Annotated in this window: 14 protein-coding genes and 1 pseudogene; 11 read left to right on the top strand and 4 right to left on the bottom strand. The window is 69.7% G+C overall.

What is annotated here, in order from left to right; all coding sequences use genetic code 11:
• Positions 1-49: 49 nt before the first annotated feature.
• The 3 genes from ACFY1T_RS18080 to ACFY1T_RS18070 all read left to right on the top strand — a co-directional run bounded on the left by ACFY1T_RS18080 (position 50) and on the right by ACFY1T_RS18070 (position 1,080).
• Positions 50-301, top strand: a complete 252-nt coding sequence (locus ACFY1T_RS18080) for a hypothetical protein (RefSeq protein WP_390789015.1) — start codon at positions 50-52, stop codon at positions 299-301.
• Positions 235-885: an aldo/keto reductase gene (locus tag ACFY1T_RS18075; RefSeq protein ID WP_390789014.1), complete on the top strand. Its 651-nt coding sequence runs from the start codon at positions 235-237 to the stop codon at positions 883-885. The genes ACFY1T_RS18080 and ACFY1T_RS18075 overlap by 67 nt, the downstream gene beginning before the upstream one ends.
• A gap of 72 nt (positions 886-957) precedes the next feature.
• Entirely contained in the window at positions 958-1,080 is a 123-nt protein-coding gene (locus ACFY1T_RS18070) for a hypothetical protein (RefSeq protein ID WP_390789013.1), read from the top strand.
• On the opposite strand, the pseudogene ACFY1T_RS18065 reads toward ACFY1T_RS18070, so the two are convergent.
• Positions 1,071-1,932 (bottom strand): annotated as a pseudogene (locus ACFY1T_RS18065) (hypothetical protein). The gene ACFY1T_RS18070 and the pseudogene ACFY1T_RS18065 overlap by 10 nt on opposite strands.
• Before the next feature lie 177 nt (positions 1,933-2,109).
• Between ACFY1T_RS18065 and ACFY1T_RS18060 the strand changes: the two are divergent.
• The 4 genes from ACFY1T_RS18060 to ACFY1T_RS18045 all read left to right on the top strand — a co-directional run bounded on the left by ACFY1T_RS18060 (position 2,110) and on the right by ACFY1T_RS18045 (position 4,875).
• Positions 2,110-2,547, top strand: a complete 438-nt coding sequence (locus ACFY1T_RS18060) for an NUDIX domain-containing protein (protein WP_390789012.1) — start codon at positions 2,110-2,112, stop codon at positions 2,545-2,547.
• 556 nt (positions 2,548-3,103) lie between these two features.
• Positions 3,104-3,352, top strand: a complete 249-nt coding sequence (locus tag ACFY1T_RS18055) for an ABC transporter permease (protein WP_229344821.1) — start codon at positions 3,104-3,106, stop codon at positions 3,350-3,352.
• 29 nt (positions 3,353-3,381) lie between these two features.
• Positions 3,382-3,642: a hypothetical protein gene (locus ACFY1T_RS18050; RefSeq protein WP_229335148.1), complete on the top strand. Its 261-nt coding sequence runs from the start codon at positions 3,382-3,384 to the stop codon at positions 3,640-3,642.
• A gap of 15 nt (positions 3,643-3,657) precedes the next feature.
• Positions 3,658-4,875, top strand: a complete 1,218-nt coding sequence (locus tag ACFY1T_RS18045) for a hypothetical protein (RefSeq protein WP_229335147.1) — start codon at positions 3,658-3,660, stop codon at positions 4,873-4,875.
• Here the strand turns inward: ACFY1T_RS18045 and ACFY1T_RS18040 are convergent.
• The 3 genes from ACFY1T_RS18040 to ACFY1T_RS18030 all read right to left on the bottom strand — a co-directional run bounded on the left by ACFY1T_RS18040 (position 4,803) and on the right by ACFY1T_RS18030 (position 6,369).
• Positions 4,803-5,429, bottom strand: coding sequence for a cadmium resistance transporter (locus ACFY1T_RS18040; protein WP_390789011.1), 627 nt, complete (start codon positions 5,427-5,429; stop codon positions 4,803-4,805). The genes ACFY1T_RS18045 and ACFY1T_RS18040 overlap by 73 nt on opposite strands.
• 86 nt (positions 5,430-5,515) lie before the next feature.
• Positions 5,516-6,010 (bottom strand): GNAT family N-acetyltransferase, encoded by a 495-nt coding sequence (locus ACFY1T_RS18035; RefSeq protein ID WP_390789010.1) that lies wholly within the window; start codon positions 6,008-6,010, stop codon positions 5,516-5,518.
• Positions 6,007-6,369 (bottom strand): ArsR/SmtB family transcription factor, encoded by a 363-nt coding sequence (locus ACFY1T_RS18030; protein WP_390789009.1) that lies wholly within the window; start codon positions 6,367-6,369, stop codon positions 6,007-6,009. The genes ACFY1T_RS18035 and ACFY1T_RS18030 overlap by 4 nt, the downstream gene beginning before the upstream one ends.
• A gap of 114 nt (positions 6,370-6,483) precedes the next feature.
• Between ACFY1T_RS18030 and ACFY1T_RS18025 the strand changes: the two genes are divergently transcribed.
• The 4 genes from ACFY1T_RS18025 to ACFY1T_RS18010 all read left to right on the top strand — a co-directional run bounded on the left by ACFY1T_RS18025 (position 6,484) and on the right by ACFY1T_RS18010 (position 12,979).
• Positions 6,484-7,845 (top strand): NAD(P)-binding domain-containing protein, encoded by a 1,362-nt coding sequence (locus ACFY1T_RS18025; RefSeq protein ID WP_390789008.1) that lies wholly within the window; start codon positions 6,484-6,486, stop codon positions 7,843-7,845.
• A 5-nt stretch (positions 7,846-7,850) separates the two neighbouring features.
• Positions 7,851-9,068 (top strand): MFS transporter, encoded by a 1,218-nt coding sequence (locus tag ACFY1T_RS18020; protein WP_390789007.1) that lies wholly within the window; start codon positions 7,851-7,853, stop codon positions 9,066-9,068.
• A 399-nt stretch (positions 9,069-9,467) separates the two neighbouring features.
• A complete protein-coding gene (locus ACFY1T_RS18015; RefSeq protein WP_390789006.1) occupies positions 9,468-12,176 on the top strand; it encodes an IPT/TIG domain-containing protein in 2,709 nt (902 codons plus the stop codon).
• A gap of 614 nt (positions 12,177-12,790) precedes the next feature.
• The gene (locus ACFY1T_RS18010) at positions 12,791-12,979 is read left to right on the top strand and encodes a hypothetical protein (RefSeq protein WP_390789005.1); all 189 of its coding nucleotides are present in this window, start codon (positions 12,791-12,793) and stop codon (positions 12,977-12,979) included.
• The last annotated feature ends 26 nt before the right edge of the window (positions 12,980-13,005 follow it).

Raw genomic sequence — 13,005 nt, 5'->3', positions numbered from 1 at the left:
AGCACGCGCGGCCACTGCCAGAGCGTCAGGCTCCGGCCTTGCGCAGCCCGTGATCGAGCAGCACCACGACACCGTGGACGTGCTCGCCGCGGGCAAGAAGCTCACGTTTGCCGGCAAGGCGTACCCCGCCCTCGCCCTGCTGCTGAGCGGCCACCCCGTCGTCATCGCCGACGCCGCCGAGAAGACCGGCGTAGACGTGGAACAGCTCGCCGAGATCCTGCTGAAGGAGGAACTGTGCACGGAGCTGACCCCCGCCTTGTCCTCGGCCTACATCGGTCTCGTCACCACCGCGACATCCTGAAGGCCGCACTCGACCTCGGCGTCACCGCCCTGGATACGGCGGCTCCCTACCTCGGCTTCCGCTCGCACGCGGTGCTGGCTGAGACGGCGGCCGATCTGCTGCCAAAGTTCGCCCTCTCCACGAAGGTGGGCTTCTTCCCGAGCGCTGGAGGTGCAGACCACTCCCTTGATCCGGTCCGGCTGCGGCTGGCCGTCGAGCGAGCGGCCCGGGAACTCGGCAGGGAACCTGACACCGTGCTCCTCCACAACCCCGAGCGGAGCCTCGCGGGCCTGTCCACTCCCGATGGCCACACCCTTCTCGGCAACGCCTGCACTGCCCTGGCAGATGCCGCCCGCGACGGCCTGTGCGGCGCCTGGGGTGTGGCCTCCTGGGATACCCGGTCGCTCGAGATGGTCCAGGTGGACGACCTGCCGTCCCCGGACCTCTTGATGGTCCGGGCCGGGTTCCTCGTGGGCATCGACCTACTCGACGCCATAAACGTCCTGAGCACGGCCTGGCAGCCGGGCGAGACCTGGGGCATGAGTCCCTTCGGTGGCGGCCACAGGAAGGTGTGGGAGGAATTCGACCCCCGGCCGTTCCTGTGACCGCGTCACGAGGATCTGTCCCGCATACAGGCGGCGTTCCGGGCCTCGTTCCACCTGCCCAGTGCCTCCGCGATGGCGGTCGGTACCGACGACCCCGGGCACCTGGCCCAGTTGGTCCAGGCCCTGGGCGCGGAGGTGGACACCGCCGCCGTCAGTCAGTACCTGCGGGCCCTCCATGGACACCGTCAGAGCTGAAGCTCGGCTACCAGGCGCTCGGCCTCCTTCCGGGCTGGCGCCAGCAGCGGATCCTCCTCGTAGGCGTAGGGTCCGACGATCTTCGACAGGAAGAACAGCGACATCAGCTTGCCGTCCCGGCTCTCCAAATCCGCACGCCGCTCCTGCTGGACGCGGTTCGCGAGCCCTGGGACGGCAAGCGCGTTGCCCCACAGCGTTGCGGCGTCCAGGCCCCGGGGCGCCATGCCCCAGTCCTCCCAATCAATGAGGGAGAACCCCGGCCCCATCACGTTGGCCCAGGTCAGATCTGCATGAGCTGGCCACTACCGCTCGATCCGTGTATCGGCCACCCTGGGGAAGACCGCTCCGAGGGTCTGGGTCACGTGCTCCTGCGTGATCGTCACTGTGTCCGGTGTCGCAATCCGCGGTGTCTGCTGTGAGGCAAGCGCGTTCAGCGAAGCGTTCAGCGCCGCCCACCACTCGTCCGGCAGGCCCGGGTCTTCGAGCACCAGGGCGCCTTTGCCGATAGACGGCGATGGAATCAGTTCCAGCTCATCCGCGCGCCACATCACAGGCTCGCCCGGCTCACGCCACGCCAGGCCCTGGTACCACTCGGGCATCGCGACCCCCTGAAGAACCGCAGCGGCCTCGGTCCCGTTCCAGCCCTGCGTGCCGATCCGCTCAAATCCCCGCCGCTCAATGCGCACCCATGTATTTTTCCCGTTCGGTACGGCAGCCCAGGGAACGGCGCTTGCGTACCAGGGCCTGCCGATCCAGTTGCACGTGCAGGGCCGCTTCTACGCGCTTCAGCACGTCTTCCACCGGCTGACGGCGTAGATCCACCTGGGCAGCAGCGGTCAAGGATCCATTCATCACGACCTCCTCGGCGAACGGATGACCGTAGCAGGAAGAGCCCCGCCGACACGATGCGTCCGTCAACACGGAGCACATCGACTTCGCCGGTCGTCGGCCGTTGCTGGCCAATCCGTCCAAGTCGGTGGCGGCTGGCTGCTGCACCGAGACCGTCAACAAGCAAGGAGACAGGCCGAAATGATCGAACGAGTCCGCGCCGTCCTCGTCACCGCTCACGACACGATGCTGGTCATCCGCCGCACCAAGCCCGGCATCCCCGTGTACTGGGTCCTGCCCGGCGGCGGAGTCGAAGCCAGCGACGAGTCCCGGGAGGCCGCCCTTCACCGGGAGATCCACGAGGAGATCGCGGGGAAGGCCGACATCGTCCGGCTCCTCCACATGATGGAGTCCGTCGACGAGCGTCAGCTCTTCTACCTCGTCCGCATCGCCACCTGGTCCTTCGAGGACCGCACCGGTCCCGAGTTCAGCGCCGAAGGCCGCGGCGAGTACGCGCTGGAGGAGGTCCCGCTGACCGTCGAGGGCCTCGACGGCATCGACCTCAAGCCCGAGGAGATCGCCCACGTCCTCCGGGGCGTCATCGGCGCCGGCGCCCTTCAGACGGAGGCTGGGAAGTAGCTTCCGGATCGGTGGACTTGTCGTCGGGGACCAACACCGAAGTGCGTCGGCCCCGACGGTGCCTGCGGTGCACTGTGGCTGCTGCCAACATGGCTCCGGACTCGGCGTACACCACTGGGCCGTGGAAGGAGCCCTCTCGCGAGCCGCGTACCGGCCACGGCGGCACCGACCGCCGTGGGGGAGGGGGCCACTCGGCGCGACAGCGGCGAGCAGATGGTCGGCGGAGGCCGCGCTCACTGCGCGGTCTCCTGATCCGGCGTCCAGATGCCCCTTCGCCGTATCGCAGACCGACTGCGGATCGGTACCGGTGTCTGCGGAGCCGCCGCACGGACGGCGTTCTGTGGCGCGCACCCGTGCTGGCGCGTTTGACAGTCTCGGGGGTGCGGCGCCTACTGAGAGTGAGGCCTCGGCCCGGCATTTCCTGTTGCCGCCTGCTTGCGGTGGCGGTGCCGCTGATGGGCCGTCGCCGCCCGTCCGTCCGTCGGGCGCGTTCACCCTGGCCTCGGTTGTGGAGCGGCCGGTCCGCCCGTGGAATACCTCGCGAAGGGTGCGCAAGATGATGCGTGATGTGCGTATGCGCGGCTGGATCGAGGCGATCGCCGCCGCGATCAGCGGAATTCTTCTCATCGTGACCCTGGTCTGGCGCGACTGGATCGAAGAAGTCTTCGGGGTCGACCCGGACCAGCACAGCGGGGCGCTCGAATGGGTCATCGTCGCGCTCGCCGCCTGCGCCACGCTCACGTTCTCGCTGCTCGCGCGCGGTGAATGGCGCAGGGCCAAGGCGCTGCAGCCGCGCACGGAGTGAGCTGATCAGCAGGAACCGGAGGCTGTCAGATGTCGAACGAGAAGCGGACCGAGGGTCCCCCGTACGTGGCGCAGGAAGCGAATGTGGGGCATGCCCGCAAGCCGAAGTCCCTGGCGAAGCCCGGAAAGCGGGCCAGGGCCCTGGCCGAGTCGGCGGAGGGCACGCCGACACCCGAGGAGCTCGACGCCCGCGAGGAGAAGGTCAGCCGACGTCGCAAGCCGATGGGCCCCACTCAGGACCAGGTGCCCGAAACCATTCCTCAGGAGCTCGACGAGCCCGAGGAGCAGTGACGGAGGACAGCAGTCATGGCTCAGGTCCGCCTCATCAAGAACATCGGCCTCGACGACAACGCCACCGGCATCCAGACCGGCACCATCCACGAGCCGACCGTCGCGACATCCCACGACAACATCTTCATCACCGGCAACTGGTTCGCCGGCCGCAGCACCGACAACGGCGCGGGATGGACCCTGGTCGATCCGTTCACCACGCTGCCCTCTGCGGCGGGCGGCTTCTGCTGCGACCAGATCGTCCTCTACGAACCCAGCCGGGACCTCTGGATCTGGATCCTCCAGTACAGCGCCAAGGCGGGCAGCAACGTCTTCCGCGTTGCTTACGCCCCAGGTGACGACCCGACCGCATGGAAATGGCAGGACTTCAGCCCGCGGGACCTGGACCACTCGTGGACGGACATGTGGTTCGACTACCCGGACGCAGCGCTGAGTTCGAACCACCTCTACATCACCTTCAACGCCTTCAACGCGGCAGGGAACTGGCAGCGCGCCTTCGCCTTCAAGCTGCCCCTCGACGCGCTCAAGGCCGCTACCGAGCTGACGTACCAGTGGTGGACGACGACGCAGAACGGTTCCCTGCGGCTCACCCAGGGCGCGGTCGGCAGCATGTTCTTCGCCAGCCACAACGGCGGCCGGACCCTCAGGGTGCACGGCTGGCCCGACGCCTCGAACACGGTGGGTTCGTTCGATGTGCAGGTGAGCCCGTGGACCCCCGATCCGTTCTCCGCCCCCGGACCCGGCGGCGTCGAGTGGCTCACCCGTACCGACTCGCGCATCACCGGCGGCTGGGTGAGCGGCACCCGCGCGGGCTTCCTGTGGACGGCCGGTCCCCGATCCGGACGACCCATGCCGTACGTCAAGGGCGCGGTCGTCGACGTGACCACGCAGGCCTTGGTGGAGGAGCCCGACATCTGGAGCCAGGAGTCCGCGTACGCCCAGCCGGCGGCCTGCCCGAACGCCCAGGGAATCGTCGGCGTCACCCTGTTCCTCGGCGGTGGTCCCCGGCATCCCTCGCATGTGGTGGGCTTCCGCGACGGCGGTGAATGGCGGCTGGCCGTCACCGGTACGAGCACACACGGCCCCCTGGGGGGCAAGTGGGGCGACTACCTCACGTGTCACCGCCATGATCCGAATTCCTCGGAGTGGGTGGCCTCCGGCTACACCCTCCAGGGCGGCTTCGACCGCCGCAACGTGGAACCGCGGTACGTGCACTTCGGCATCGGCAGCTGAACCGGTGTGGGCACGGCACTCGGGGCGGTGCGGGCGCCGCGCCGCCCACCGCGCCGTCCAGCAGAGCGGAGGTACGGCTCGAAACCTGGAGGCCGGTCGAGGGCACCGATCCCCGTTGGCCCGCCGCTGTGTCCAGCCAGCTGGACCGATAGCCGTGGAAGGTGGACGGAGCCGGCTCGGAGTCCGATGCCGGCGGTGGCGAACACGGGGACGTAGACGCCGATGTTGTCGCCGCCGTTGGCGAAGGTCACGGCTGCAACCGCCATGGTGGTCGGCCCGCCCTGTGGGGCCTCCCCGTCGTCGTCTCCGTCTTCGTTGCGGTGCTTCCATGCCTGCCAGGCGGCCTTCAGGCCCAAGGCGAGGGGGAGGAGACCGAGGTAGGGGATGGCCGACTCCGGCAGGAATGGGGCGCCGAAGGCTGCGGCCACGGCTACGGCTACGGCCAGGATCGCGGTGAAGCCGAGGTACTGGCCGAGCACGATTTTGCGGGTGGAGCCGCGGTGTCCGGCGCCCTGGGCGAAGAACAGCGCCAAGATCAGGACGCTCGCGGACATCTACCGCTACCCGACGCAGCACTTCGACGTCCATCACCGCCAGCTCACGCTGAACAGCAGTGACGGGCGTGGCGGGAGGGATGACGTCAGCTGATCCGCGGGCTGCGGCGCTCCAACAGCACCACGTCACGCCACGCGCCGTGGTGGCGGCCGATGCGCTCGCGGGTGCCGATGATCCGGAATCCGGCCCGCTGGTGGAGGGCCAGGCTCGCGCGGTTCTCGGGGAAGATGCCGGACTGGATCGTCCAGATCCCCGCGGTCTCCGTCGAGCCGATCAGCGCGGTGAGGAGCCGCATGGCGACCCCTTGCCCGCGGGCGGCGGGGTGGACGTAGACGGAGTGCTCGACCACACCCGCGTACGCGCACCGGTCCGAGACGGCGCTCGCCGCGACCCAGCCGAGGACCTTGCCGTCCGCGCCGACGGCGGCGAAGCGGTGCTCCGGCAGCTTGCCGGCCTCGAACGCCCGCCAGGTCGGGGCGGTGGTCTCGAAGGTGGCGTTGCCCTCGTCGATCCCCGCCTGGTAGATCGCCAGGACCTCATCCGCGTGCGCTTCGGCCAGCGGCGCGATGGTGATGCTCATACGGCGGCCGCGCGGGTCAGGAGCTGTCCCATGGCGGCGAGCACCGCGGGCTCGACCCGGTAGTACACCCACGTTCCGCGCCGCTCGGAGGACAGCAGCCCGGCTTCCCGGAGCTTCTTGAGGTGGTGGGAGACCGTCGGTTGGGATACGCCGACGTCGGAGATGTCGCACACGCAGGCCTCGCCGCCCTCGTGCGAGGCGACCAGCGAGAACAGGCGCAGGCGGACCGGGTCGCCCAGGGCCTTGAACATGGCGGCGGTCCGCTCGGCCTCCTCGGCCGTCAGCGGGCGCTCCGACAGGGGCGGGCAGCACGCCGCCACGGCTTCCGGCTCCAGCAGCGGCAACACCTTCGTAGTCATGCCTCCATCATCGGAGAAATTTCGATGGCTGTCTATGTTGACGAACGTCGATCCAAGGTCCACTCTAGAGGCGTCAGGACATCGACAAACGTCAAATCAACCGGGGAGCCCGCCGTGAACGCCACCACTGAGACCCTGCCCGTCGTCGTGATCGGCGCCGGCCCGATCGGACTCGCAGCGGCCGCCCGCCTCATCGAGCGGGACATCGAGCCCCTGGTCCTGGAGGCCGGCCCGGCCGCCGCGTCCGCCGTGCGCGACTGGTCTCACGTACGCCTCTTCTCCACCTGGTCCGAGGTGGTCGACCCTGAGGCCGAGAAGCTCCTCGCCCCCACCGGCTGGGTGAAGCCGGACGGCGCCACGTACCCGTCCGGCGGTGACTGGGCCGAGCTCTACCTCCAGCCCCTGGCCGATGTCCTCGGCGACCGCGTCCGCTACAACGCGACCGTCACCGGGGTCTCGCGCACTGGCCGCGACCGCATCGTCGACGCCGACCGCGAGAGCCAGCCCTTCGTCGTCCACCTCACCAGCCCTGAGGGCCGTGAGGAGCGGATCTTCGCCCGCGCCGTGATCGACGCCTCAGGAACCTGGTCCACCCCCAGCCCCGCTGGCGGCAGCGGCCTGCACGCACTCGGCGAGAAGAGCGCGGCCGACCGCATCACCTACCGCGTCCCCGACCTCAAGGACCCCGCCGTCCGCACCCGGTACGCCGGCAAGCGCACCGCCGTCATCGGCTCCGGCGCCTCCGCCTTCACCGCGCTCGCCTACCTTGCCGATCTTGCCAAGGCGGAGGACGGCACCGGGACGCACGCCACCTGGATCCTCCGACGCGGGATCTCCGGCTCCACCTTCGGCGGCGGCACCGCCGACCAGCTGCCCGCCCGCGGCGCCCTCGGCCTCGCGGCCAAGGCTGCCGTCGACGGCGGGTACGCCGACGCGGTCACCGGTTTCCGCACCGACGCCATCGAGAAGACCGGGGACGGCCGCCTGGTCCTGGTCGGTGAGGACGGCCGTCGCCTGGACCCGGTGGACGAGGTCATCGTCCTGACCGGCTTCCGCCCCGACCTGACCTTCCTCGACGAACTCCGCCTCGGCCTCGACGAACGACTCCAGGCCCCGGTCGAGCTCGCTCCGCTGATCGACCCCAACCAGCACTCCTGCGGCACCGTCTACCCCCACGGGGCGGGCGAGCTCTCCCACCCGGAGGAGGACGTCTACCTGGTGGGCATGAAGTCCTACGGTCGGGCCCCGACGTTCCTGGCCATGACCGGCTACGAGCAGGTCCGCTCCGTCGCCGCAGCCCTTGCCGGCGACCGCGAGGCCGCCGAGCGCGTCGAACTCACCCTTCCCGAGACCGGAGTGTGCGGCGGCGCGGGCCTGTTCGACCAGCCCGAGGCCGCCGAAGAGACCGGTGGCGGCTGCTGCGCCGCCCCGGCCACCCTCACCATCGGCGCCCCCGCCTCCTCCGGCGGCTGCTGACCACGGTGTCCAACACCAAGGCCGGAGCGGCCGTGACCGGAACGGGGGTCCGGTCACGGCCGCGCGCCGTACTCCCAGCCCTCTGCGCCACGCAGATCACCAGCTGGGGCATCGTCTACTACGCCTTCCCCGTACTCCTCCCACGCCTGACCGCCGGCACAGGCTGGTCCGCCAACGCGGCCACCGGCGCCTTCTCCCTCGCCTTGCTCGTCTCCGCCCTGGTCGGAATCCCCGTCGGCCGGATCCTCGACCGCCGAGGTCCCCGAGCGGTGATGACCGCCGGATCAGGTATGGGCGTGCTCGCCGTCCTGACCGTCGCCGCCGCCCCCAACCTGCCCGTCTTCTTTCTCGGTTGGATCCTGGCCGGAATCGCGATGGCGGCTACCTTCTATCCGCCCGTCTTCGCGGCCGTCACCCGCTGGTGGGGACCGGACCGGGTCCGGGCGCTGACCATCGTCACCCTGGCGGGCGGCCTGGCCTCCACGGTCTTCGCACCGCTCACCGCCACCCTCGCCGAACACCTCAGCTGGCGGCAGACCTATGCCGTCCTCGCCCTCATCCTGGCCGTGATCACCATCCCGGCCCACGCCCTGGCCCTGCGAGCCCCCTGGCCCCCGGCACCTCCGGTCCCGCCCACCACCGACCGCACGCCGGTAGCCAAGACCCGCCCCTTCCTCACGCTCGCGGCGGCTTTCACCCTCTCCGGCTTCGCCATGTACGCCGTCGTCATCGGCCTGATCCCGCTCCTCACTGAACGCGGCGCCGACGCCACAACAGCCGCCTGGGCCCTGGGACTCGGCGGCGCGGGCCAGACGCTTGGTCGCACCCTCTACGCGAGCCTGGCCGGCCATACCTCGGTCACCGCCCGTACGGTGACCCTCATCGCCCTTGGCGGCGCCACCGCTGCAGCGCTCGCCCTCGTCCCGGGCCCCCTGCCCCTGCTGGTCGTCCTCGCCGTCCTGGCAGGAGTCGTTCGCGGCAACCTAACCCTGCTCCAGGCCACCGCCGTCACCGACCGGTGGGGCACCACCCACTACGGCCGACTCTCGGGACTCCTCGCTGCCCCCGCCCACATCGCCGCCGCCCTCGCCCCCTGGGCCGGCGCCGCCCTGGCCGGCCCTCTCGGCGGCTACCCCCAGCTCTTCGGGCTGCTCGCGGCGGTCTCCGGCGTGGCCGCGTGCCTCGCAGGGTGGGGGCGGAGCGACGTGAAATCAGCCCCGTGAGCCGCCGTTTCCCGCGAATCACTCAGATCACCACCTCGTCCCTTGTGCACCTCGACGGCAAGGGCCACGTCTAGTCGCATGATCGGCCGGACAGGACCTGGCCCGGCAGTGTCCGCCCGGCGGGGAACGTCGGCGGAGTGGAAGACAAAACACAAATCAACGATCAACTACTTACGTGAGTCACTAGACCACCAGGGGGAATTGAGGGGGAATTGACGGTGTCCGGCGCCGTGGCCGGAGGCCAGCGAACGGCCCCTTCCGATAGATACCGCCCATGATCATTGCCAACTGCAGCGGATCGGCGGCCTGCCGTCGATCCGTGCGCGGGGCGGGATGTCCGTCGCGAGTGGAAGGGGGAAGTCCATGTCGTCGAGACCGGTTCTCCGAGTGAATCGACGTGTGCTGCGCGCAGCGCGAGAGTGGTCGCGCACGGCGGTCGTCGCACTCACCGTGACACTGACCATCGCCGCCACGGCTACCGGGGCGACCGCCGAGCCGCAGCCCAACGTCCCGCCCGCGGCCAGCAGCTCCTCGCAGCCGGCCGTTGAGGGGCAGGAGGAGACGCGGGTACAGCCGGATGGCCAGGTGGACACGCGGACCCTGCCCAAGCCGAGGCGCGCCGTCGGGGAGGAAGCGGAGCCCCTCCTGCCCGCCCCGAAGCTCGCGCGTGGGGCGAAGCGCGTGCCCAGCCTGCCCGTCGCGACAGGGGCCTTGGTCCCGAAGGCGGCCGCGGGCGCCGCGTCCCCGAAGGCGGTGCCGTCCTCGGCCGTCCTCGAGCGGCTGAAGACCTTCTCGACGCTCGGGAACGTGAACAGCCGTATCCCCTCCGACACGCAGCTCGCGGTGGGGCCCACGCGCATCGTCCAGATGGTCAACCGCACCGGTCAGGTCTACGACAAGGCCGGCAACACCGTGGGCAGCCCCTTCGATCTGGGCACCTTCTTCGGCTTCGGGATGAACACGGGTACCGACCCGCGGGTGCACTACGACGCTTCGGTGGGCCGCTTCTATGCGTCCTACGAGTCGAACGTGGCGGGCGGTGACGAGATCCAGCTCGCGGTCAGCGACGACGACGACCCGGTCGGCACCTGGACCCGCTACAACGTCGGCAGCAACACCTCGAACGTCCAGCACGACCAGCCCAAGCTCGGCTACAGCAACAACAAGGTCACGCTGAGCTGGAACAACTACAACAAGGCCGACGACTCCTTCCAGGGCGTGGTCACCGTGGTCGTCAACAAGGCGGAGTTGGTGGCCAGCGGCACCATCACCTTCACGACCTTCGCGCCCGACACGGGCAAGTTCCAGGTCGTTCCGGCCGTTTCGCTGTCGGGGATCGATGACCAGCTCGCGATGTGGCACGGCGAGAACAGCACGGACGTGCACGTGGTCACGATCACCGGTGTGCCCGGCGATCCGATGCAGCCGGTCGCCCAGAGCGACAACACCATCGCCATCGGCGCCGCCGACCCTCCGCCGATGGCCACCCAGCCGTCCGGCGGCGACGCCAGCATCAACACCAATGACAGCCGGATGCTGTCGGTCGCCTGGCAGAACAACCACCTCTGGGGCGCTTTCAACGTTTCGTGCACTCCACCCGGCGACACGGCGGCCCGCTCCTGCCAGCGCTTCCTCCACGTCTCGACCAGCGGGGGGCAGACCCTCGGGACCAACTTCAACCTCGGTCTCGTGGGCGGTCACCTCTACTACGGGTCGGTGGCGCTGAACGACGAGGACGATCTGTTCTCCGGCTTCACCGCCTCCTCTCCCACCATGTTCCCGACCGCGGTCGCGATCGGAGTTCCGGGCGGAAACTTCCCCGGGACGACGGTCGGCGACTTCTATGCCGCAGGCACGCAGGCCTACTCCGCCGGTTTCCGCTGGGGCGACTACACGGGCATTGCCCGTGACCCGAGCCACCCCAAGGACGTCTGGACGGTCCAGCAGATCGGCGGCCTGGCCGGCGGCGACTGGGGCACCGCGATGGACCGCGTCACGCTGTCCCCGCCCACCGTCACCGGTGTCAGCCCGAACCACGGGCCCGAACTGACGCCGTGCGTGAACACCGTGACGGTGACCGGTACGGAGTTCCCGACGAGCGGCACCACCGTCAAGTTCGGCTCCGTGGCCGCCACGAGCGTGAGCGTCACCGGGCCGGAGCAGCTGACCGCGCAGGTGCCGCCGCAGACCCGGGGCACCGTGGACGTCACCGTGACCACCCCCAACGGCACCAGCCCGACCAGCGGCGCCGACCAGTACACGTACGACGCGGACACGTCCGCGCCGACCGCCTCCGCGAGCATCTCGCCGTCGCCGAACGGCGCCGGGTGGAACACCATCAGCCCGGCGACGGTCAACATCAGCGCGGGTGACGGGTCCTGCGGCTCCGGCGTCCAGAAGATCACCTATAGTGCGAGCGGCGCCCAGCCGATCGCCTCCACCGACGTGTCCGGTGCGAGCGCCGCCGTGCCGATCACGGCGAACGGCGTGACCACGGTGACCTACACCGCCACCGACAACGCCGGCAACACGTCCGCGCCGCAGACGATCACCGTGCGGCTCGACACCGTGGCACCGTCGATCACCGTCGTCCGACCGGCGGCTGGCACCTACCTCTACCGTCAGCCGGTCACCGCGTCCTACTCGTGCACGGATGCCACCTCCGGACTGGCGAGCTGCGTCGGCACGGTTCCCAACGGCAGCCCGGTCAACACCTCGACCCTCGGCTCGCACACGTTCACGGTGAACGCCAAGGACATCGCCACCAACCCGTCGATGAAGAGCGTCACCTACAACGTGGCGTACCGGATCTGCCTGCTCTACGACCCGACCCAGCCGGTCCGCCTGCTCGGCCAGGTCGTGCTCAGCCTGCGGATCTGTGACGCGAACGGCAACAACCTCTCCAGCTCGAACATCACGCTGACCTCCGTCCGGGTCACCGGCCCCGTCACGAGGCCCGTCACCGGCCGGTTCACCTACAGCGCGCTGTTCTCCAACTACAGCCTCCCCGTCAGCACGCGGGGACTGCCGAACGGCAACTACAACCTCGAATTCACCATCAGCGGAGCGGACACCACGACCCACGTGGCCCCGTTCACGTTGCGCTGACACACTCCGCGCACACCGGCCCGGACCCGACCTCGGGTCCGGGCCCTCTGCTGCTCGCGCCCGAACCACGGCTCTATGCGTGGGCCGCCGACTGGGAGCCCGCGTGACCGAGCCGCAGCCGTCCAAGCCTCTTCTGTACGTCGTCGTTTGCGCTGCCGGGATCGCCGGGCTGATGCCATTAAGGGTGCGACCGTACGTGGTGGCTCGCATCGTTCCGCTTCCGAGGGTCGGGCGGGAGCCGACGCGATCTCTGCAGCGGCATCTCGATCTCGAGTCTCATGGGGATCAGGGTGCGGGCAGGTCTGGTCGAACGAATGCTGACCCTTTGCTGACTCTACTGGCGAGTAGAGATATTGGAGGAGAGGCCAGGACCTGCCGTCGAGCAGTGGAACATGACGCCGAACGGGTGTGGCCCGGGCAGCTTGGAGGGCCTCGGACAGACCCGGGCGGGCGGACCCGACCGGCCACGCCTTGCTCTTGTCCGGCTGCGCCGGTTGCCGGTACTCGTGCTCGGTTTCCGCACCCGTTCTGCCGGGGGCGGCGCGCTTGGACGCCTGCCGGACCCGTGTGTGCGGACCGTACGCGGGACGGGGCTGGGCAACAGGCTTGTCGTCATGACGCACCTCGTGAACCTGTTGGTCTTCCTCCTGTTCCTGGCCGTGTCGGTCATCGTCGGCCTCGGCGCCGGCTTCCCCGTGCACGCCGAAGGACTGTCATCCGTGAAGTCGATCTTCACGGCCTTCGGTTCGGCTGGTGCGACGCTCACGCTGTGCTGCGTGGTGTACGCCAGCTTCCGCGTCTGATCCCGGCGGCAGGGGGCCGGGATCGC

Source organism: Streptomyces sp. NPDC001194, from assembly GCF_042896985.1.
In the GTDB taxonomy this organism is placed as follows: Bacteria; Actinomycetota; Actinomycetes; order Streptomycetales; family Streptomycetaceae; genus Streptomyces.
This window is presented reverse-complemented; position numbering and strand designations above follow the sequence as displayed.